Below are 21,858 nucleotides of genomic sequence, written 5' to 3' on the forward strand. Positions count from 1 at the left end.
CATTCCTATCGCCATTAGTGTACCACGCAATACGCAATCCTCCATCATTCCCCCAATGTGCTGTTTGCGGTACACTGATAGCGTGAAGCATCGCCGAGGAGGCAAGACGATGAACGTAGCATTGATAGCGCATGACAACAAGAAAGACGACATTGTAAACTTGGCCATCGCGTACCAAAACATTTTGAAGAACGTCAATCTCTTTGCAACCGGAACCACGGGACGTCGCATTCATGAGGCAACAGGACTGCCCGTCCACCGCTTTCAATCCGGTCCGTATGGCGGCGACCAACAAATTGGCGCGATGATTGCGAACGACGAGATGGATCTCGTCATCTTCTTGCGCGATCCACTCACCGCCCAGCCACACGATCCCGACATTACGGCCCTCCTGCGCATCTGCGACGTACATAACGTGCCAGTGGCAACGAACCTGGCGACCGCAGAGGCATTGGTGCGTGCGATGGAACAGGGACTGGTTGATTTCAAGCCGCGCGGCCCTGAAACCGACCGCTGAATCCAATCGCGAAAAAGGAGTGAAAAACCATGATAGAATCGCAGGCCTATGTTGAGCGCCGCCGGCGGCTATTCGAACTTTTGCCCGAGCGGTCGTTCGCCCTGCTATTTGCCGGTCAAGCGCCTTACATGTCAGGAGATCACCCATATAGTCCGTTTCACGTCAATCGCAATTTTTTGTATTTGAGTGGCATTGCGCAGGAGCACTCCATCCTGTTGCTAGCAAAATTGGACGGGCAGGAACAAACCCTGCTCTTTACCGAGCACGTCTCACCTACCGAAGAAAAGTGGACAGGAAAGCGCTTATCCGACGATCAAGCAAGATCCATTTCCGGCATCGAGACGATTCAGGACGTCGCCCAGTTTGAAGGGACACTCGGCAGACTTCTGCGCACGGGAGAATACGAGGAACTTTATCTGGATGTCGAACAAGACAACTGGGCGCAGACGGAGACGCCGGCACACCGCTTTGCCCGCGCGTTCCGCGACAAATACCCGGCGGTGCCGATTCGCAACCCCTATCCCCTCATCTGTCGGTTGCGCAGCGTGAAGGATGAAAGCGAGATTGCCCAGATTCGCGAAGCTTTGCGCATTACAAAAGACGGCATTCTGCGCATGATGCAGCATGCCAAACCGGGTATGAAAGAATATGAGTTAGAGGCGCATTTCGATTATGCTCTGCGTTCGCAAGGAGTGCGCGAGCACGCGTTCCCAAGCATCATCGCAGGTGGCGAACGCGCAACGGTATTGCACTATGTGACCAACGACCAGACCATTGCGGAAGGTGACTTGGTGCTTTGCGATCTCGGTGCGGCCGTCGGCGGTTATTCGGCGGACATCACGCGAACATTCCCGATTACCGGGAAATTCACCGACCGCCAACGCCAGTTATACGAAATCGTGTTAAAGGCGATGGAGGCGACCTTTGCTGCCATCCGACCGGGGATTACACTCGCTGAACTCAATGATGTGACGAAGATTACATACGCACGGGAACTGAAGGCCATTGGCCTCATTCAAGAGGACAGCGAGGTTTCTCGCTATTACTACCATAGCGTCAGTCACCGCCTTGGCCTCGACACGCATGACGTCGGATCGCCCAAATGGCCGTTGCAGCCGGGCGATATCATCACGGTCGAACCAGGCTTGTATGTCGCAGAAGAAGGCATTGGTATCCGCATCGAAGACGACGTCGTGGTGACAGCGGAAGGATATATCAATTTATCAGAGGATATCCCGAAGAGCGTGGATGATATCGAACGGCTGATGGCGAACCGCTAAGGTTGCATGGGGTGGGTTCCGCCCACCTCATGTCCCTTTGTCCTATGGGTTGCATCTTCTAGCGCGCCAGTTTAGACTTGAGATAGTCATGAAAGCGCATCCAAACAAGTTCATTCGTGTATGGCTTGAGCACGGGAATGGCCACACTGCTTCGCCTTATCAAATTGGGGGCGGATGCTCTGTGGCCATTGTTGTACCCATCGCGATGAACGTTGCCGAGGGAGGCTCGCCTTATGAAGAAACTGATGAACCAGCCGGATCAATACGTCGATCAGATGCTGGAGGGCATCGTCGCGGCTCATCCTGAACTCAAACGCATAGCTGGCACACAGGTGATTGTCCGCGCACATCCAAAGGCCAAGGTGGCGTTGGTCAGTGGCGGTGGCAGCGGCCATGAGCCCGCACACGCAGGCTATGTCGGTGTGGGCATGCTCGACGCGGCTGTCTCCGGCTCTGTCTTCACATCTCCGACGCCGGATCAGGTGCTTTCGGCCATCCGCGCGGTGGATCAAGGACAAGGCGTGCTACTTGTCATCAAGAACTACACAGGCGACGTCATGAACTTTGAAATGGCGGCTGATTTGGCGAGCATGGAAGGTATCGCGATCGAAAAAGTCATCGTCGCCGACGACGTCGCTGTCGAAAACAGCACCTATACGGTCGGCCAACGCGGCATCGCGGGAACGGTCTTCGTGCACAAGATAGCCGGTGCGGCGGCGGAAGCGGGAATGGATCTGGCGACAGTGAAACGGATTGCCGAGAAGGTGATTGCAAACGTACACAGCATGGGCATGGCCCTGTCGCCGTGCACCGTGCCCGCGAGCGGCAAACCCAGTTTCGTCCTCGGCGAAGATGAAGTGGAAATTGGCATTGGCATTCACGGCGAGCCAGGGACACATCGCGAAAACCTGCGTCTTGCCGACGAGATCGTCGACACGTTGCTGGATCGCATTCTCGCACACAGTGGCGTGGTGGATGGGGATGAGGTCGCCGTCATGCTCAATGGCCTCGGCGCGACGCCGCAAAGTGAACTCTACATCGCGTATCGTCGCGTGGCTGAGCGCCTAAGAGCCCGCAATATCGCAGTACACAAGGCGTTGGTTGGGGAATATATGACGTCTCTCGAGATGGCCGGGTTCTCCATCTCGCTGCTCAAACTGGACGACGAGTTGATGAGTCTTCTGGATGCCCCAGCCGACACGCCAGCCTATCGGCAGAGCTGACGAAGGAGGTGACACAGATGCTGACGTTGGAGACTTTGCAGGCGTTCATTCAGGCTTATGCCGCCCGTCTCGCAGAACTTTGTACCGTTTTGGACGATCTCGATAACCGCATCGGCGATGGCGATCACGGCACGAACATGGCCCGCGGGTTCCGCACAGCGGCGGATCGCATCACAGGCGAAACGTTTGCGGACCTTGGTGCGCTTTGTCAGGCTGTCGCGATGGCTTTGCTCGCAAGCGTCGGCGGCGCGTCGGGACCGCTCTACGCGACAGCATTTATGCGGTTCGCACAAAGCTGGAAGGATTGCACGAATGTCGACTTTGGGCAGGTGGCTACAGGCGTCGCCAATGCCTGTGAAGGCCTGCGAGCGCGCGGCAAGGCCGAAGTCGGCGAAAAGACATTGCTGGACGTATGGACGCCTGCGTCCGAGGCACTCGCGGCACAACCTGACGAGTACGGCATGCGCGCGGCAGTTGCACGTGCAACAAAAGCCGCCCTGGCCTCGCGCGACATTCCAGCCACAAAGGGCCGCGCCGCGTACTTGGGTGAGCGGAGTGTGGGTACGTGCGACCCCGGAAGTATCTCGAGTGCCGTATTCTTCGAAGAATTGGCCGATGCCACCGTAGGAGGTGTGACGAAAACCTCATGGCAAACGTCAGCCTGGTAATTGTGTCACACAGCAAGCAGCTCGGGGAAGGACTCGTGAAGCTATTGCGCCAGGTGGCGCCTGGAGTCGATATTCACGAGGCAGCGGGCCTCGGGGACGAACTTGGCACCGACGCGACGGCCATCATGGCCGCGTTGCAACAGTGCCCTAACACCCATGACATCCTCGTCTTTTTCGATCTCGGAAGCGCCGCAATGAACGCGGAGATGGCGTTGGAATTGGTACCTCCATCTGTCGCCGAACGTACGCGCATCGTCGATGCTCCACTCGTCGAAGGAGCCGTCGCCGCCGCGGTCGCAGCCAGAAGCCAGTTGCCGCTCGATGACGTGATGCAGCAAGCCGAAACAGCGCGAATCATGCAGAAAAGGCTGGGCTGAGCCGCGAGACTCATGCATAAAGAATGTGTCCACTCGGCCGCTCGCCATTGCCTAACGGCATGATTGCCCGGTTATGGCGCCGGGCGCGGCCGAGTTGCGAATATGATTTATCCATTAGGTGGTGACATTTGTGCGAAAGGCGATGCGCATCTCGGCGATGGTTGTTCTCCTTTTGGCATTCGTCGCATGGGTTGCAACGCTGGCTGTTTCCTACGTTGTCTGCAAGCAACTGACACACCCCGCGCGCAAACCGGTAACCGAAACGCCTGCGATCGATGGATTGGCCTATCAAAACATCCGTTTCCCCTCCCGCATCGATCACTTATCGCTTTCCGGATGGCTCATTCCGGCCGCGACAAAAACGGATCGCATCGTAATTGAGGCACACGGATACAGGCAGAACCGCATTCTGGATCACCCTGCTCTGCCCGTCGCCAAGGCGTTGCATGATGCAGGCTTCGCGGTACTCATGTTCGACTTTCGCGATGAAGGCAATTCCCCTGGCAACGAGGTGAGCGTTGGCGAGTACGAGGTGCGCGATTTGCTGGGCGCGATCGACTACGCACACGCCCACGGATACGCTGAAATTGGTATCATCGGCTATTCGATGGGTGCTTCGACGGCGCTCGAGGCGACCGCGCTCGATCCAAGCGTCGGTGCGACGATTGCCGACAGTCCCTTCGCCAATCTGCAAACCTATTTGCAACAAAATATGGGGACGTGGACACACCTCCCTGCCTTTCCGTTTGACGCGGAGATTTTTTGGGAGGCTAAACACGTGTTTCACCTCGATCCGACTGCGGTCGATCCGTTGCGCGATCTCGCCTCTGCCAAGCCGCGACCGATTCTGCTGATTGCAGGTGAAGCCGATACGACGATCCCGATGCAAAATAGCGAGGAAATCTACGCAGAATTGAAGCACAACCCAGAAGACAGATTGTGGCTCGTACCCAAGGCCGTACACGTCGGCGCTTATGACGTCGAGCCGGGCCCCTATCTCCACCGAGTTGTACAATTCTTCTCCACTTATCTACCTCGCACACGTTGAATTGTGCGTGCATGACGCAGACGACTTCCTGATTCGGCGGCATTGGTTGGAATACCGTAACTTCCCCTTCCGTTCTTCGGAATACCACCAGGCCGCCCGAAGCCATCCGCATTGATCAAACAGCATCCGAGAAAACCCTTTCCACGAAATCTCATTGCATCTGTGCGCAAACTATCGTAGATTATGTATAACGTTTTCGTAAAACGTTTTCCTTATTTGCGCATGCCGCTCATTTCCGCTTGCGTCGGATGCCATCCACGCTCGCGGATGTGGCAGCGGCCTTGAGGAAATTGTAAAAAAGCGCCCATGGCGCAACGAAAGAGGGGGAACATCATGAAAAGGTGGGGCATTGGCCTGTTAATCGGCATTGGCGTCCTCATCAACTACTTTGACAGGACAAACCTGTCTGTCGCGCAACAGCCACTATCCAATCTATACCACTTAAATGATGCACAGATGGGCATTATTCTCTCGGCATTCGGCTGGTCCTACGCGGCGTTTCAGTTGCCAGTCGGCGCCTTGCTCGACAAGGTCGGCGTCAAATGGCTCAACCGAATTGGCGGTATCATTTGGTCCATCGCCACATTTATGACCGCGCTTGTCAGCGGCATGGGACTCATCATTCTATCGCGCGTGCTGCTCGGTGTCGCCGAAGCGCCGGTCTTTCCCGCGGCGTCTAAAGCGACAGGTTACTGGTTTCCTGTGCGCGAACGCGGACTCGCAACATCGCTCTTCGATGCTGCAGCGAAGTTCTCCAACGTCATTGGCACACCGCTCATCGCCTGGGCCATTACACAGTGGGGTTGGAAAGGCGGCTTTTGGTTCACCGGCATCCTCAGCGTTCTCTACCTGATTGCGTACTGGATTTTTTATCGCGATCCGAAAGAGGCGCGCTTGTCCCCTGAAGAAGCGCAATTGCTGCGCGAGGGTGGTGCCCAAGAGGTCGGCGAGGCGGAAGGCGGCGTTGGCCGTAACTTGGCCTACCTGTTGCGCCAGCGCAAAGTGTGGGGCTTAACACTGGGTTTTGCCGCTTACGGATATTCATTTTACCTGTTCCTGACCTGGCTGCCCGGCTACCTTGAGAAGCAAATGCATATGTCCATTCTTAAGTCCGGCTGGTACACCGCGGGTCCGTGGCTCGTCGCGACCATCACCGACTTGCTCATCGGCGGTTGGCTCGTCGACAAACTGATTCAGCGCGGCCATGATGTTACGCGCGTGCGGAAAACAGTGCTCGTCATCGGTATGATTTTGGGTCTGGCCGTTATCCCAGCAGCCTTCACGTCGAATCCGAATGTCGCTGTCATTTGGATTGCCATTGCGCTTGGCGGTCTCGCATTCTCCGCACCCATCGGTTGGAGTATTCCATCGCTGATCGCGCCGAAAGGGACGGTCGGTACTGTAGGTAGCATCATGAACTTTATCAACAACCTGATGAGCATCGTCGCGCCAATCGTCACTGGCTTCGTCGTGCAGCGCACCGGCTCGTTTGAATCGGCGTTTGTCATCGCGGGCATCGTGCTTGTCCTTGGTATCTTGTGTTACGTATTCATGCTCGGTAAAATTGACCAGATCCCAGAACAAAGGGTGTGACCCAAACTGAACAGCAACCTGTGTATCGTGGGGCTCGACATGGGCACCACGTCGCTCAAAGTTGTCGCATATACGCTGGCTGGCGAGGAACTCGCCAGCCGTTCGACGTTGATGGAGACACATACCGATACGCACGGGCAGGCGGTGCAGGATCCCGAGGCCATCGTGCGCGCAGCAACCTCAACACTGACGGAGTTGGCTGCCGATCTCGCCGCACAAGGCGCCGCCATTGCGGCGATTGGCATCAGTGCCGCAATGCACAGCCTGATTGCGCTCGATGACCACAATACCCCCCTCACCCCGGCCATGACGTGGATGGACGCGCGCCCACACGCACAGGCACAAGCCTTGTGGCAAACCGAGTTGGGCAAGGATGTGTACCGACACACCGGCACGCCCGTCCACGCCATGGCGCCGGTCGTGAAGCTGGCCTGGCTACACGCGGACCAGCCTGAGTTGTTTGCAAAGGCCAGGCGCTTCGTGTCCATTAAAGAATACGTTTGGCACAGTTGGTTTGGCACCTGGGAGGTCGACTACGCCATGGCCTCTGCCACCGGCTTGCTCGACATCCAAACGCGCACATGGTACGCTCCCGCACTCGCATACGCGGGCATTGACAGCAGTGCGTTGTCGACCTTGGTTCCAGTCGACTTCGCTCGGCCCGCTTCGACTTTGCCTTTTGCGGACCAATTGCCGCTCGCCGATGAGGCCCTATGTGTCATCGGCGGTTCAGATGGAGTCCTCGCGTCGTTGGCCGCTGGCGCCATCGATGGCCGCGTCATGGTATTGACACTTGGCACCAGCCTGGCTCTGCGCACGGGTCACGACGAGCCGTCGACAGATTTGGAAAGCCGGTCATTCTGCTACATCTTGGATGATCATCGCTTCGTTCTAGGCGGGCCGAGCAATAGCGGCGGGGTCGTTCTCGATTGGCTGTACCGCAATGTGTTATCCGAAAGTGGAGAGGGGTTTGCGGAAAAGTTTCCCGCTCTCTGTGCAGAGGCCGGAACGACAGAGGCCGACGACCTCTATTGCGTTCCTTACATCACAGGCGAACGAGCGCCGATTTGGGACGAGACGACGAGCGCCGCGTTCGTCGGGCTCAAAGTCTACCATCGCCAACCGCACCTCATGCGAGCCGCCATCGAGGGCATTCTCTTTAATGCGTACTGGATTGCGCAACAACTGGTGAAGCAGCGAGGAAAGCCAGAACTGCTGCTGGTGTCGGGAAAACTGTTTCAACAACCGTGGGTGTTGTCATGGATTGCTAACTTATTCGAGTTGCCACTTGCCACGCAAGCTGAAATCGACGGTGCGACCTATGGCGCCGCCATGGTGGCCGCCCGCCGCGCCGGATTGGCCTTGGCCGCTCCACCGCTCCAACTGCTACCGACAAAGGTGGATGCAAAGGCTTCACAACAGGTACACCGCCGTTACAAACAATGGCGTGAACTGGTGCGAAAGTTACTCTGAGAAGGCCATAGCTACAAGGTCGATCCGCCCGGTACGATGTGCGATGGAAGGATGATATGGGCGGCTTCTGCCGGTTCGTCACTGGCCGCTTCGCTGCCATTCACGCGCTTCAGCAGAAGGCGCCCAGCCTCTGCCCCCATCTCTTCGACAGGTTGGCGCACGCACGTCAGGGTTGGGTCGACGAGTTGCGCCCAATCCGGTTCGTCGAACGTGGCCATCCCTAGCTTTCCCGGTACTGTTAAGGGCAATTGGCGCAACAACCGATATAACTGCATCATAATGAGGCCGTTTGCCGTATAGACGGCAATCGGCTCACCCTTATGGGCTTCTGCCATCTCACGTACGGCCCGTGCAGCTCGCTCCATCGTGCCAACATTCTGGCGATTGACATGAACCACCGTCGCGTCGGCTTTTCGGGCCACACATGCGTCCTCATAACCCTGCAGGCGCTCGACGCGAGTGGGAATCCCAGCTTCGTCTTCGGTCACGTAGACCACATGGCGATAACCTCGATTGAACAAGTGTAAAGCCATTTCGCGAGAGGCCTCACGATTGTTGGTCGCGATGGTATGCGTACCCTCAATAGCAAAAGCCCGGTCCACCAAGACAACTGGCATCTGCTCGGCCATCGCCGCGAGCAAATCGCCATTCTCTCCCCCAGTCTGCAACACCATCGCCTCGACGCGCTGCGCCAACAGCGACTGCACGACGTCTCGCTCGATGGCCGCGTCACCGCCCGTTTCACTGACGATGAGATGGTACCCGCTTTGTGTCAGGATGAGGCTGAGAGAGCGCAAGAAACCTACACAAAACGGATAGCTCATGTTGACCACGACAGCCGCAATCGATTTTGTGCGGCTCGCCTTCAAGCCTTGCGCCAACGCATTCGGCCGGTATCCCAACTCTTCGATCACCGCGCGAATGCGTTCCCGCGTCTTCTCGCTCATCGATTCGTAACGCCCATTTACATAGCGAGAAACCGTCGTGATCGACACACCAGCGCGATCCGCCACATCTTGAATGGTCACCCGTTTTCCCACATTCTGTTCCCCCATCGCCAGCCCCTATGACAACAGGCGGTAGAATGAATCCACCGCCTGCATGTCCATTATCCGGACCGTTTGAACAAGTGGTTGATCCCCCGTTTCAAACGCCCATCTATCGATCCCGCCGCAGGTCTTACACCTTTTCGACTGCGTGGCCGCCGAACTGGTTGCGTAACGCCGCCTGTACCTTGCCCGTAAACGTATCGTCCTCCTGCGAACGATAGCGCATCAGCAAAGACATCGCGATAATTGGCGTCGCCGCCTGAATGTCGAGGGCCTCCTGCACCGTCCATTGACCTTCGCCAGACGAGTGCACGACACCCCTGATTTGATCCAAGCGCGGATCGGCACGGAACGCTTTTTCGGTGAGTTCCATCAGCCAGCCGCGAATGACGGAACCGTTCGACCAGCAGCGTGCGACTTCCGCAAAGTCGTAATCAAACGGGCCTTTTTCGAGCACCTCAAAACCTTCGCCAATGGCAGCCATCATGCCGTATTCAACGCCGTTGTGCACCATTTTGCAGTAGTGGCCACTGCCAGCACGTCCCGTGTACACGTAACCGTTTGGCACTGCCGTATCGCGGAACAGCGGCTCGATGGTCTTGAAGACTTCGGCGTCGCCGCCAATCATATAACAAGCGCCGTGACGGGCACCTTCCATACCGCCCGACGTCCCGACGTCGAAAAAGTAAATCCCCTGCTTGGACAATTCCTCAGCGTGGCGGACGCTCTCTTTGTAGTACGAGTTCCCGCCCTCGATGATGATGTCGCCCTTGCTGAGCAGTGGCGTCAGTTGATCAATCAGGTTGTCGACCGGCTTGCCGTGCGGTACCATCAACCAAACGATACGCGGAGACTCCAGTTTGGACACCAAATCGGAAATCGATTCGGCTGGCGTCGCCCCCGCCTCGGCCAAGCGCGCAACGGCGTTCTTGTCGAGGTCGAACGCAACCACCTTGTGATTGTGATCCATCATGTTGAGGGCCAAGTTATGCCCCATCTTGCCAAGCCCAATAAGCCCGACTTGCATAGAGAACACCCTTTCCTACTCCTAGTCAGCTGTCTTTCTGATTTCAGTGTCCCGGCCGCGTCCTCTCCCTATACCAACGGCCGACTGGACAGAAGCGCCGATTTGCGATCACGCAGATATGTACCTTGCAACAAACGCTGTTCCACAAGCAGGTTTGCGCGATATACTTGGCACGTGGCGAACCATATAACGAGTACTTTCGGCCCGCGTCTTTCTTTGTGCCGTTGCGAACGCCCTTGGCGCTTCCTCCTGCACACAACTTCTATCATACCACATGCTGCGCACGGCTACTTCCGAGCGAGCAGTAGAAGCTGACAAAGGAGTTCAAACCATGCAAACAGCTGAAGAGATCATTCGCTTTATCGCAGAAAGCAAGAAGAAGACACCTGTGAAGGTATATCTTCGTGGCCAATTGGAACACATTCAATTCCCCGCCACCGTGCGACCGTTCGTCGACGGGAAAGCGGGAGTGGTATTCGGTGAATGGAGTGACATCGCGGCACTGCTCGAAGCGAACCGCGAAGTGATTGAGGATTTTGAAATCGAGGCGGATCGTCGCAATAGCGCCATTCCACTTCTCGATACCAAGGACATTCCGGCGCGCATCGAGCCTGGCGCCATTATCCGCGACAAAGTGAAAATCGGCGAGAATGCGGTCATCATGATGGGCGCCATTTTGAATATCGGCGCGGAAGTCGGGCCTGGGACGATGATCGACATGGGCGCAATTCTCGGCGGCCGGGCAACGGTCGGTGCCAACTGCCATATCGGTGCCGGTGCGGTGTTGGCTGGCGTGATTGAACCACCGTCGGCACAGCCAGTCATTGTCGAAGATGGCGTGCTCATCGGTGCCAACGCGGTCGTTTTGGAAGGCGTGCGCATTGGCAAAGGATCCGTGGTGGCGGCGGGCGCCGTCGTGATCGAGGATGTGGCGCCAGGAACGGTGGTTGCTGGCGTGCCCGCGCGGGTCATCAAGCGGATTGAAGACGTCGACAGCAAAAAAATTGAGCTGAAAGAGGAACTGCGGCGCCTATGAGCCGAATTGACGTTCACGCGGCGCGGCGGGCCCTTCATCGCATTCCAGAGCTTGGCTTTCAAGAGTACGAGACACAGGCGTATTTGCTGTCGTTGTTAAACGGGCTGCCGATGGAACATCTATCGATTGCGACTTGGCGCACGGGGATCATCGTCCATATCCGCGGGTCTGAGCCCACAGCGCGCATTGGTTACCGCTGTGACATCGACGGCCTGCCAATTCGCGAGGAAACCGGCTGTGACTTCGCCTCGACGCACGACGGCATGATGCATGCGTGCGGGCACGATGTACACATGGCGATCGCGCTGGGTCTGGTCGATCACTTCGCGCACGTGCAGCCGAAGGACGACCTGGTTGTCGTCTTCCAGCCGGCTGAGGAAGGCCCTGGCGGTGCACAGCCGATGCTGGCAAGTACGGCGTTTCAAGCTGTGCGCCCGGAAAAAATCTTTGCTCTGCACGTGCAGCCGGATTTGCCAGTCGGCGAGATCGGCATCCGGCCGGGCATCCTGTTTGCTAACACGTCGGAGCTCTTTATCGATCTCGTTGGCCAAGGTGGCCATGCGGCGTACCCGCACCGGGCCAACGACATGGTGGTCGCCGGAGCGCATCTGGTTACGGCGTTGCAATCGATTGTGGCACGCAATGTCGATCCGCTCGACGCGGCGGTCATCACGATTGGCCGCCTCGAGTCTGGCACGAAGCAGAATATCATCGCTGGTAAAGCGCGGCTTGAAGGGACGATTCGCACACTTGCGGCGGCTACGATGCCACGCATCAAACAGCGGATTGAGGCCTTGGTGGCGGGTATCGGTGAAATGTTTGGATGCGCGACCGAAATCGACTACGGTGCAAATTATTATCAGGTCTTTAACGATGAGGAACTGACGCAATCGTTTATGGACTTTGTCAGCAAACGAGATTTAGCCGTCGTGCGCGAGGTGCCAGCGGCGATGACCGGCGAGGACTTTGGGTATTTCTTAAAGGAGATTCCCGGTTTCTTGTTCTGGTTGGGCGCGTCGACGCCGTACGGACTGCACCATGAAAAAATGCTGCCCGACGAACGGTGCATCGATACGGCGCTGCGCGTCCTTATTCCGTATTTCAGCGAGCGCGGCTACCGCTGATTCGATGAATGCATACTCGTCGCGGGCGTTGCACTCACATCCAATGTTCGATGAAGTACCGGTGCACGCTCGACAGCATGACGAGGATGGCAAGCAGGGCAAAAATCACGGCGCCAACGGCGACTTGCGTTTTTCTCGACTTGGATCGCATCGCTTCGCCCCCAACCGGATCGGAATTCGGGCTTAGCTTGAGCCAACCCCACGCGTTTCATACGCAGGGGTTGGCTTTTTTGCGATCACGCCCGGCGTTCTTTGGCGACAAAGGCCTCGATGCGGCGAAGCGCTTCGCGCAGCACTTCGGGATCACATGCGTACGAAAGGCGGACATGCCCCTCGCCATACGCACTGAAAGCGTCGCCTGGAACGACGGCGACACCTGCCTCGGCGAGCAATCGGTGAGCGATGTTCTCTGACGTGTCACCTAGCGCAAGGGCGAAGGCGGGAAATGCGTAAAACGCACCGTCCGGGCGCACGAGTGGGATCTCCATGGCGGTAAACGCGGCGACGACGAGATCGCGATTGTGGCGATACAAGTCGCGCATCGGACGGGCGTCGCAAGCCCCCTCGGTCAGCGCGGCAAGCGCAGCGCGTTGGCTGATGGAGGACGCACAACTGACGCCATATTGGACAACCTTGGCCATCTCCGCGGCCACGTGTGCGGGTGCAAACGCGAAGCCAATGCGCCAGCCGGTCATACTGTGTGATTTAGACAGGCCGTGGATGACGATGGTGCGCTCGCGCATGCCAGGAAGCAAAGCGACGCTTTGCAGATGGCCGGTAAATTGCAGTTCACAGTATATCTCATCCGATATCACCCACACCTTGGTGTCGGCCAGCACCTCTGCCAGGGCCTGCAACCGCTCCAAAGGATAAACGACGCCGGTCGGGTTGACCGGGGACGCGAGGATGACCATCCGCGTGCGCGGCGATATAGCCCGCCGCAGCGCTTCTGGTGTGAGCAACAGCCCGTCTTGTCGCGTATCGACGTAGACCACCTGGGCACCGAGCAGTTTGACGATACCCTCATAGCCCGGATAGGCAGGCGCGGGAATAATGACTTCGTCGCCCGGCTGCACAAGCGTGCGCATGGCGACATCAAGCGCATGCGTGGCCCCGACGGTGACGAGTATTTCAGTTTCGGGATCGTAATCGAGACCCACGAGACGGCGATAATAAGCCGCGGCGGCCTCGCGCAACGCCAGTGTGCCGCGATTTGGCGTATAGCCCGTATCCCCCTGTGCGATGGCCTCTTGCGCGGCAATCCGAATGTGTTCGGGAGTCGGCAAGTGCGGCTGGCCAATGGTCAGCGACAAGGCATCCGGGTACTTGGCGACGAGCTCAGAAAACTTGCGAATCCCCGAAATCTGAATGGCTTGTGTGCGCGATTGAAACTCCACGTCAAATCCTCCTTCGCGGCAGTTGTGCCGGCATTTGACCGTGCCGGGCGCTTGCAGGCCGCCGCGATCGCTGTTATATTCACTGTGGATAGCGTAACACGAAACGACAATCACAGCGCTGTGTAACTGGCGGCTTTGCGTGGAGCACCACGAGGAAGCACAGCGAAAACAGTCGACCGCCTGGGCAGAACGTTACCCAGGCGGTCTTTTGCGTATATACAGGAATACTGAACATAGACAAACGCGGATACGTTTGCAGGAGGGGTAGACATGGCAGAACAGTTACTTGGTCGGCCGGTCGCATTGGCGCTCAGTGAAGACGTTGCCGCTGAGGCCGCGACATGGCAAGCTCGTGGCATTCAACCCAAGCTGGTTACGCTGCTCGTCGGCGATGATCCCGCTTCCAGCGTCTATGCTGCACAAAAGCGGCGCACAGCAGAGCGCCTTGGCGTCGAATTCGAGATTGTTCGCTTGCCACAAGCGTGCGACACGCATGAGCTCATTCGCCGCATCGAAGCGTTGAACGCCGATCCGCTGGTCCACGGCATCATGATTGAGATGCCATTGCCTCGTGGCGTCGATGTTCAACGGGTCGTCAGCGCCATCGACGCACTTAAGGACGTCGATGGCCTCTCCCCATGCCACTCCATTGCCAAACCCACGCCGGAGGCCGCCTTGTACCCGGCCACGCCACTCGCCTGCATTCGCCTGTTGAAGCACTATGGTTACAAGCTTCAAGGTGCCGACGTCACGCTGGTCGGCTGCGGCCAGACAGTTGGCTTGCCGCTGTTGCACCTGCTCATCGCCGAAGGTGCAACCGTCGCTGCATGTCACGAATTCACGCGCGATGTCAAAAGTCACTTGCAAAATAGCGAGATCGCCATCGTGGCTGTCGGTAAAGGTGGCTTGTTGCATGGGGAGATGGTTCACGAAGGCCTGACTGTCGTTGACGTCGGCATTTCGCAAGGCGAGGACGGCGAAGTACAAGGCGATCTCGCTCCCGAAGCGGCGCCCTTGACCAAGGCCTACACACCCACGCCTGGCGGCGTCGGAGCTGTAACAACCGTTCAGATCTTTGCCAATCTCATGCATGGCATGAAGCTACAGCACGATGCAGGCATGTTATAAAGATGGCACGGATTTTCTCACGGTCGGCCAGTTGACCCAAGCAACCGCCGCCACAGCAGACGACCGGCGATGGGCGCCGCGATTCGAAACACGGTGTTTCGCATATGGGCTATGCCTTTATTTTGCCACTGCATGACATCGCCAAACTGCCGTGTCGCATAAGCCATCTCGCGAACCCTCCTTCGTCGCTGGGCTGCATAGATGCGAAACGCCGCCGGGGAGATACCGACATTGCGTACGACGTACAACCACGTCGCCGCATCCTCCATCGCCAGCGCGCCGCCAAATCCCAGATTCGGCGTGATGGCGTGTGCCGCATCACCCATGAGCACCATGCGCCCCTGGGCCATCGGGCAGCCTGGTGGGAGGTCTTGAACGCGATGGCGCAAGACATCTGCGTCCGGCGTTGCCGCGATGCATGCGCGCACAGGCGCTGGGAAGCCAGCGAAAAGCCGCCGCGCGACGTCCCAACTGGCATCCTGACCGCCGAGGAGCCGATGATTCACCGTCGCGAACCAGTAGGTTGCATGCGGCGAAATGGATGCGTAGCCAAAGCGAACACCCTCTCCCCAATACTCCCACATGGTTGCCGGATCGACCACAGGCCCCTGGGCCATCCCACGCCATGCCGTATAGCGCGTCGGCCGCGGTTGTACGGGATGGATATGGTGTCGGGCTTGCGAATGAATGCCATCCGCGATAACAGCCGCATCATACGCGAATCTTCCATGCGATCCCTCGACCATCACGCCATCTGTCTGCTCCAAGACCGTCTGCACGCGTGCGTGAGCGATTTTCGGCCGCGATAGTGCTTCATACATGGCAAGCAGCAAAACATCGCGCCTGACACAGACCGGAAAACATCCATACTGTTTCCGCATCCAATCCAGCGGCAACTGGTACAACACTGCTCCCCAATCGGTTGCAATTCCCCCTTGGGTAATGGCGTTTGCTGCAACTCCGCTACCCAAATCGCCTATGCCAAGTTCGCTTAAGGCGCGAAGGGCGTTTGGCCACAGCGTGATCGCCGCGCCACCAGCCAATGGATCTGCGGCAGCATCGAAAAGTTGAAACTCGATATCAAGCTGCCGACACGCAAGCCCTGCGGCGAAGCCCGCAATGCCCGCCCCGATAATTGCCACGCGAGCCGTCAAGTTTCACCCCTCCCGCAATTGCTGATGGGCCGTAAATAGCTTTGGGTACGTTAAGAAGCCGATGACAATACTCGTCATGGCCGATCCCGCCAAAATACAGAAGAGGATCATCAATTGATAGCGAACGGCTTGCACCGGATCTGCCCCTGCGATGATTTGGCCAGTCATCATGCCAGGCAATTGGACGAGGCCTGTCGTTTTCGTCGAGTCGATAGTCGGAATCATACCCGCGCGAATGGCCTGTTTCAGTCGAGGGTATATGGCCTGTTTGGGACTACCCCCAAGTGCCAGGACAGCCGTAATCTCCGCGCGCCCATTCTCCACTTCGCGTTGCAACCGGTTGAGCAGGAGACCTGCGGCGACCATCGAGTTGCCGATGATCATCCCCGTGATGGTGATGACGTATCGCGCTTGAAACGGCACAACGCCAATCCCCAGCAACAGCCCTTGGGTAACGATCTCGGTGACGACGAGGCCTATGAGAATGGACCAGATGACACCGGGGATGCCCTTTGCACGGCCGCGTGCATTCCATGCCGCCACTGCGATGATCAGTGCGACCATGAGCAAGATAAAAACGGTCTGATGCGACGCAAAGACAAACTTCAGTATGTATCCAACCACCAGCAACTGAATGGCCGCACGCACCGCTGCGATCACGATGTCGCGCTCGACGCCAAGGCGCAACCACAGCGAAAGCACGAGTGACACGACGACAAACAGCAGCGTGAATGAGAGTGACAGATAACTCACGCTTCCCCCTCCTCTGCTTGGGCAAGAAACGATCGCAATTCCGCAGTCGCAGGTTCCACCAACAGGCGCTCGGCAGGTCCATCCTCGACCAAGCGCCCAGCTGTCAAGAACCATATATCGTCCGCCACTCGCCGAGCCTGGCGCAAATCATGTGTCACCCAAAGCATCGTGGTATGCAAGCGGGATCGGATTTCAAGCAGCGTTTCTTCTACCTCCCGCTTTGCATGCACATCCAGCGCCGAGGTGACTTCGTCAAGTAGCAGCACTTCCGGTTCCATCGCGAGCGTCCTCGCTAAAGCGACACGTTGTTGCTGGCCACCGGAGAGATCGCTCGCAGGTTTCGTCAGTAATTCTCGTGGGAGATCGACCAGTTCGAGAAGCCGCCCCGCATCCGTCAACGGACGATTGTGCAGTTTCAGCCCAAACAACACGTTGTCTTCGACGCTGCCCGGAAACATCGTGGCGGCTTGAAACACCATTCCGACCTTTTGCCGCAATCGTTGCACCGGCCAGTCGCGGATGTCCTGACCATCCACCTCAATCCGCCCTGCAGTCGGCGTACGCAACAGATTGCATAGTGACAACAGTGTACTCTTGCCCGCACCTGATGGGCCGATCACGGCCGCGGTACGGCCTCTTGCCAAGGTTGCAGTGACACCTTGCAGCAACCACTTATCGCCGCTTTGATATCCGACGTCCGCCATGTGTATCGCCACTTCATTCACAGATTTCTCCTCCGTCCTTTTCATGTTGTATACTGGCTCGGTGCAAGACTGTTGCAAACAACTTGGTCGTGCACGACAAATGGAGGTGTTCCTGATGTCTGACACACAAGCCTCTCGTATTGTGTTGGCGAAGCGCCCTACCGGTACGCCAGCCCAAGATTGTTTCCGCACGGAAACGGTCGCCCTCGGTGAGCCTGCCGACGGACAGGTACTGGTCAAAACGCGTTATCTTTCTGTCGATCCCTATATGCGCGGGCGCATGAATGACGTCAAATCGTATGTGCCGCCCTATCGCCTCGATGAGCCGATTTCCGGTGGTGCCATCTGCGAAGTTATCGCCTCGCGCGCTTCTCACTTACAACCTGGAGACCTCGTGCTCACGCAGACGGGCTGGCAGACACACGCCCTCCTTGCAGCTGAAAAGGTTCGCAAGCTCGATCCTGTGCCACAACCTGTAACACTTGCCCTTGGGTTACTCGGCATGACCGGTTTGACGGCGTATTTCGGCCTCATCGATATTTGCGATCCGAAGCCAGGCGAGACTGTCGTCGTCTCGGGTGCCGCTGGCGCCGTGGGTATGGTCGTCGGGCAAATCGGAAAAATCCTTGGCTGCCGTGTGGTCGGAATCGCCGGATCGGACGCCAAAAACCGATATCTGACCGAGGAACTTGGCTTTGATGCGGCCGTCAACTATAAATCGCCTACGTTCTATGAGGACTTGAAGAGGGCATGTCCCGACGGAGTCGATGTGTATTTCGACAACGTGGGTGGCCCGGTCACGGACGCGGTGATGAAACGAATCAACGACTTTGCACGCATCTCAGTATGCGGTCAGATCTCATTGTACAATCTTTCCGAGCCTGACGTTGGTCCCCGTATTGCGCCCATCTTGCTCACACGCAAGGCAAAGATGCAAGGGTTTATCGTGGGAGATTACCACGCCCGTTTTCCGGAGGGCATGGCTCAGCTATCGAAATGGTACAACGATGGTAAATTGAAGTCTGAAGAGACCATTATCAAGGGTTTCGACAGAACCATCGAAGCATTTTTGGGGCTGTTCACCGGTATCAATACTGGCAAGCTGATTGTGGAAGTCGAATAAGCTCATTGCGAAGGATTTCGTCAAAACCAAGGGCAAGCCGCATGTCTCACGGCTTGCCCTTTTTCCGCTTCAAATCTGCAATCCAGATCACCCGTGCCTTTTGTTAGAGCCGTACCAAAGATGATCATGAAAAAACTGACGATACATCCAAAGGGTAAGTACCCCGCCAAGTGCACAATGAAGCGCGAGAAACACGTATTTTCCAAGGAAAGGATGCGGTGAGTACAAATAGCGAAACGCAACGACGCCAACCAATTCGAAGTTGAACGCAAACAGAATACCGACCGTCAGTAGCGTCAACAGAACCTTGGTAACTCCGGACATGGTGCGAATCGCAAATGCCCCCCAAACTGCGACACGTTCTTTCGAGGATATGATTATAGCACGCAAATGGCCGAGCGTCACTGAATAGAAATAAGCGTTGATGACGCGGCGTTCGACAGCATGTGACGCACAGACCTTGTTAGACTGAAAGCTGCAGTATTCGCGACATGAACAATACGTCACAACATACAGTTGTTTCCGGTCAGAACGGACGCAGGATGGAGAGATGGCAGATGCGCAAAACATGGTGGACACGTTGTTTGTCAGCGGTGATTGCCGCTACGGTGTGGCTCACGCCTTGGGGCATGTCGGGAGACGACAGCGCCTCCTTACAACCCGTCCTTGCAGCCCAGACGGCATCGACAAAGAGCGCATCAAGTGTCACGACCCACGCGACAAGTCATACAACCACCAAGCTCGAACAGGCAAACGTACCGCAACGGCCAAAACCAGTTATTATCGCCATCGGATCGACAGGCAATGCGGCTCTTTGGATGAACGAGGCGATGGCGGAGTTAAATCTGCTGCCGTTGACATTCAAACCAACAAATGGCGAAAGCTCGCAAGCCGTGTGCAAGCAGCTCGAGCTTGCGCTTGCCGCCGGCACGTTGACGCCGATAGCCGGCTCATGGTCATGGAAGGCCACAGAACCACAGAGCCTCGTGCATCTGTGGAACCCGAACCTTGTGTCAGCGATCACAGAAGGCGCCATCATGGCTTTTGAGTCCGCACACGGGCTGGCGGTGGACGGCATTGCAGGACCACAGGTGGACAGCGCGTTGAAACAGGCGTTGCTCTCGGATCAGGCGGCCTCATTGCAGCCGTATACGTATATCACAGTCAGTGAGGCACGACCGGAGACGCTGCGCATCTGGCAAAACGGGAAAGTGGTCTTGACGACGCTCGCCAATACGGGTATTGCTGCTTCGCCAACTCCTATCGGAACGTTCCCGGTATTTGCGCAATATCTGTCACAGGACATGCGCGGTAAGGATCCAAACGGCGTTCCCTACAATGACCCAGGTGTACCCTATGTGAGCTACTTTGATGGAGGCTGTGCCATCCACGGCTTCGTTCGCGCTGGCTATGGCTATCCGCAAAGCCTTGGCTGTGTCGAATTGCCGCTCAGCATTGCAGAAAAGGTGTTCTCATACATCCATATTGGTACGCTCGTCACCATCCAAAGCTAAATACATTAGCTCGATAACAGGTTGATTTGGTAGAATGGGCGCAATCTCTTTCAGAGATTTGCAACGTAAAGGTGTCTATACGTTCAAGGAGCTCATCATGACCAAAACGACCCTTGCTTACGGCCAGCCGAGCAATGAGATGGATCATCAAAAACGTCTCGACTGGCCGTTGTTTGCACTACTTTTCATCTCTATCTTGATACATCTGCCTACTCTCAACATGCCGCTTATTTCTATTGACGCCTGGCGACAAACGGACGAAGAGAGTATTGTCTACCACTTTGTCCATAACTCGATGAACATCCTCCATCCTGCTGTCTTTTACGATGGTCTGGGCCCACAGCGGGTACAACTCGAACTACAAATCATACCTTGGCTCACAGCCTGCTTGGTGCACGTTCTCGGTTGGCATATATGGCTTCTCCACCTCATTCCGGACGCCTGTTTTAGCTGCAACGTATGGTTATGCTATCGAGTGGCCCGCGCCTTCTCTGCACCCGTCGGCATTGCCCGCACGGCAGCGGCCATGTATCTGCTGACTCCCTATGACATCTACTATGGACAAGCCCTCATGCCAGAAGTGGTGATGACCACGGGCATGTTGCTTTCCGTGTGGTCCACAGTCTGCTATGCAAAAAAGCCTACCTGGGAAAGATCCATTGTAACTGGACTGGCAATCTGCCTGATGTTGCTTGCAAAACTCCCATCCGCAACCGTTCTTCCTGCCTTGGCGGTTGTCGTCATCGGAGAACAGGGTTTCAGCATCCTCGCCCGCGCAAGGACTTGGGTACCCGTCTTCGTCGCCATCGCCATCACCTGGTTCTATACCGCGTACGAAGGCAAGCAGGCCGCACACGCATTCATCACAGGCGATACACATGCCTATTTGCTACAACACCTTGGCGACGTCTTTCATCCACAAACGTATCTGCAAGCAGGTTGGTTTGGGGCGACGACAGCCGTCGGCCTCGCCGTCGCGCCAGCCGCTTTATATGGCTGTTTTTGTGCATGCCCCAACGCCCTTGCCCCGTTTCGTCAAGCCTTTGCAGCCTGGCTGAGCGGCGCTTTTCTCTTCACCGCCTGGGTCGCTACGCACAATGCCTTGCATTACTACTACATCGTTCTCACCGTGCCGGCCGCGATGCTCGCCAGCTTGGGTCTATGGCAATTGTGGCGATCCCACCGCCTGCCATTGCGCACGATGGCTGCTGCCATCGTCTGTGGCGCTGTGACAATAAGCGTTGTGGCAACCCCGACTTACTATCAGCCAGCAGAAGCGCCCGCGTATCGGCTTGGAAGGCAGTTGCAGGCCGAGCTTCCCGCCAACGAAGGTATCGCCCTCGTCGCATCAAGTCCCATTCTGTTTGACTATGCGAAACGGGGCGGTTGGCGCTGGTACGGCGGCGACAAAACCGCTGCCTATGCACAATGGCTTCAGCAGAAGTGGAAAGTCGGTGCGGGTGTCGCCGTGATCGAAGACCCTAGGGCATATCCGGACTTATCCGAGTGGCTCAAAAAGCAATATGGCACGCAAGTCCGCGATGGCCATCTACTGGCCTGGCTTCCGCCGCGTGGAATGACGAAGGACGGCCGCGCTTAAAATACATTGCGAATCCGTGAAGACTTTGACTCCTTACATGCACGAGCAATCCATTTGCCAATCGGAGGTA

20 protein-coding genes and 1 riboswitch are annotated in these 21,858 nt (G+C 56.9%); of the genes, 14 read left to right on the forward strand and 6 right to left on the reverse strand.

The features are described from left to right. Positions 1-109 precede the first annotated feature (109 nt). The 8 genes from BLU70_RS09740 to BLU70_RS09775 all read left to right on the forward strand — a co-directional run bounded on the left by BLU70_RS09740 (position 110) and on the right by BLU70_RS09775 (position 8,179). Positions 110-517, forward strand: a complete 408-nt coding sequence (locus BLU70_RS09740) for a methylglyoxal synthase (RefSeq protein ID WP_040288670.1) — start codon at positions 110-112, stop codon at positions 515-517. Positions 518-549: 32 nt separating this feature from the next. Beyond that, positions 550-1,797, forward strand: a complete 1,248-nt coding sequence (locus BLU70_RS09745) for an aminopeptidase P family protein (protein ID WP_074693367.1) — start codon at positions 550-552, stop codon at positions 1,795-1,797. Between the two features lie 233 nt (positions 1,798-2,030). Continuing rightward, positions 2,031-3,020 carry a dihydroxyacetone kinase subunit DhaK gene (dhaK, locus tag BLU70_RS09750; protein WP_006445948.1) on the forward strand — a complete coding sequence of 330 codons (990 nt, stop codon included), beginning with the start codon at positions 2,031-2,033 and terminating at the stop codon, positions 3,018-3,020. Between the two features lie 17 nt (positions 3,021-3,037). Next, entirely contained in the window at positions 3,038-3,688 is a 651-nt protein-coding gene (gene dhaL, locus BLU70_RS09755; protein ID WP_074693334.1) for a dihydroxyacetone kinase subunit DhaL, read from the forward strand. Then, the gene (gene dhaM / locus BLU70_RS09760) at positions 3,667-4,065 is read left to right on the forward strand and encodes a dihydroxyacetone kinase phosphoryl donor subunit DhaM (protein ID WP_074693335.1); all 399 of its coding nucleotides are present in this window, start codon (positions 3,667-3,669) and stop codon (positions 4,063-4,065) included. The genes dhaL and dhaM overlap by 22 nt, the downstream gene beginning before the upstream one ends. 130 nt (positions 4,066-4,195) lie before the next feature. Continuing rightward, positions 4,196-5,113 (forward strand): alpha/beta hydrolase, encoded by a 918-nt coding sequence (locus BLU70_RS09765; protein WP_244885170.1) that lies wholly within the window; start codon positions 4,196-4,198, stop codon positions 5,111-5,113. A gap of 333 nt (positions 5,114-5,446) precedes the next feature. Beyond that, the gene (locus BLU70_RS09770) at positions 5,447-6,706 is read left to right on the forward strand and encodes an MFS transporter (protein WP_074693336.1); all 1,260 of its coding nucleotides are present in this window, start codon (positions 5,447-5,449) and stop codon (positions 6,704-6,706) included. Between the two features lie 27 nt (positions 6,707-6,733). Beyond that, positions 6,734-8,179, forward strand: a complete 1,446-nt coding sequence (locus tag BLU70_RS09775; RefSeq protein ID WP_083341242.1) for a gluconokinase — start codon at positions 6,734-6,736, stop codon at positions 8,177-8,179. An 11-nt stretch (positions 8,180-8,190) separates the two neighbouring features. On the opposite strand, the gene BLU70_RS09780 is transcribed toward BLU70_RS09775, so the two are convergent. Then, the gene (locus tag BLU70_RS09780; protein ID WP_244885172.1) at positions 8,191-9,219 is read right to left on the reverse strand and encodes a LacI family DNA-binding transcriptional regulator; all 1,029 of its coding nucleotides are present in this window, start codon (positions 9,217-9,219) and stop codon (positions 8,191-8,193) included. A gap of 139 nt (positions 9,220-9,358) precedes the next feature. Continuing rightward, a complete protein-coding gene (gene gnd / locus BLU70_RS09785) occupies positions 9,359-10,255 on the reverse strand; it encodes a phosphogluconate dehydrogenase (NAD(+)-dependent, decarboxylating) (protein ID WP_006445957.1) in 897 nt (298 codons plus the stop codon). Between the two features lie 331 nt (positions 10,256-10,586). Here gnd and dapD point away from each other — a divergent pair, with 331 nt between their 5' ends. Next, entirely contained in the window at positions 10,587-11,291 is a 705-nt protein-coding gene (dapD, locus tag BLU70_RS09790) for a 2,3,4,5-tetrahydropyridine-2,6-dicarboxylate N-acetyltransferase (RefSeq protein ID WP_074693339.1), read from the forward strand. Beyond that, a complete protein-coding gene (locus BLU70_RS09795) occupies positions 11,288-12,415 on the forward strand; it encodes an N-acetyldiaminopimelate deacetylase (protein ID WP_074693340.1) in 1,128 nt (375 codons plus the stop codon). The genes dapD and BLU70_RS09795 overlap by 4 nt, the downstream gene beginning before the upstream one ends. Before the next feature lie 236 nt (positions 12,416-12,651). On the opposite strand, the gene BLU70_RS09800 is transcribed toward BLU70_RS09795, so the two are convergent. Continuing rightward, positions 12,652-13,812, reverse strand: coding sequence for an aminotransferase class I/II-fold pyridoxal phosphate-dependent enzyme (locus BLU70_RS09800; RefSeq protein WP_074693341.1), 1,161 nt, complete (start codon positions 13,810-13,812; stop codon positions 12,652-12,654). A 112-nt stretch (positions 13,813-13,924) separates the two neighbouring features. After that, positions 13,925-14,005: riboswitch (ZMP/ZTP riboswitch) on the forward strand. Between the two features lie 77 nt (positions 14,006-14,082). Between BLU70_RS09800 and BLU70_RS09805 the strand changes: the two genes are divergently transcribed. Beyond that, entirely contained in the window at positions 14,083-14,940 is an 858-nt protein-coding gene (locus tag BLU70_RS09805; RefSeq protein ID WP_040288676.1) for a bifunctional 5,10-methylenetetrahydrofolate dehydrogenase/5,10-methenyltetrahydrofolate cyclohydrolase, read from the forward strand. Between the two features lie 17 nt (positions 14,941-14,957). Here the strand turns inward: BLU70_RS09805 and BLU70_RS09810 are convergent, their stop codons facing one another. From BLU70_RS09810 to BLU70_RS09820, 3 genes are read right to left on the reverse strand one after another with little or no spacing between them, the layout of a single operon-like run. Further along, positions 14,958-16,094, reverse strand: a complete 1,137-nt coding sequence (locus BLU70_RS09810; protein ID WP_074693342.1) for an FAD-dependent monooxygenase — start codon at positions 16,092-16,094, stop codon at positions 14,958-14,960. Positions 16,095-16,097: 3 nt separating this feature from the next. Further along, positions 16,098-16,847 carry an ABC transporter permease gene (locus BLU70_RS09815; protein ID WP_074693343.1) on the reverse strand — a complete coding sequence of 250 codons (750 nt, stop codon included), beginning with the start codon at positions 16,845-16,847 and terminating at the stop codon, positions 16,098-16,100. Next, positions 16,844-17,572, reverse strand: a complete 729-nt coding sequence (locus BLU70_RS09820; protein WP_244885173.1) for an ABC transporter ATP-binding protein — start codon at positions 17,570-17,572, stop codon at positions 16,844-16,846. The genes BLU70_RS09815 and BLU70_RS09820 overlap by 4 nt, the downstream gene beginning before the upstream one ends. Positions 17,573-17,666: 94 nt before the next feature. On the opposite strand from BLU70_RS09820, the gene BLU70_RS09825 reads away from it, so the two are divergent. The 3 genes from BLU70_RS09825 (at position 17,667) to BLU70_RS09840 (ending at position 21,788) form a co-directional block, all read left to right on the forward strand. Continuing rightward, a complete protein-coding gene (locus tag BLU70_RS09825; RefSeq protein ID WP_074693345.1) occupies positions 17,667-18,674 on the forward strand; it encodes an NADP-dependent oxidoreductase in 1,008 nt (335 codons plus the stop codon). A 557-nt stretch (positions 18,675-19,231) separates the two neighbouring features. After that, a complete protein-coding gene (locus BLU70_RS09835) occupies positions 19,232-20,188 on the forward strand; it encodes a L,D-transpeptidase family protein (RefSeq protein WP_040288680.1) in 957 nt (318 codons plus the stop codon). A 97-nt stretch (positions 20,189-20,285) separates the two neighbouring features. Next, positions 20,286-21,788, forward strand: coding sequence for an ArnT family glycosyltransferase (locus BLU70_RS09840; protein WP_176780879.1), 1,503 nt, complete (start codon positions 20,286-20,288; stop codon positions 21,786-21,788). Positions 21,789-21,858 lie beyond the last annotated feature (70 nt).

It is taken from the genome of Alicyclobacillus hesperidum (assembly GCF_900107035.1).
Taxonomy (GTDB): domain Bacteria; phylum Bacillota; class Bacilli; order Alicyclobacillales; family Alicyclobacillaceae; genus Alicyclobacillus; species Alicyclobacillus hesperidum.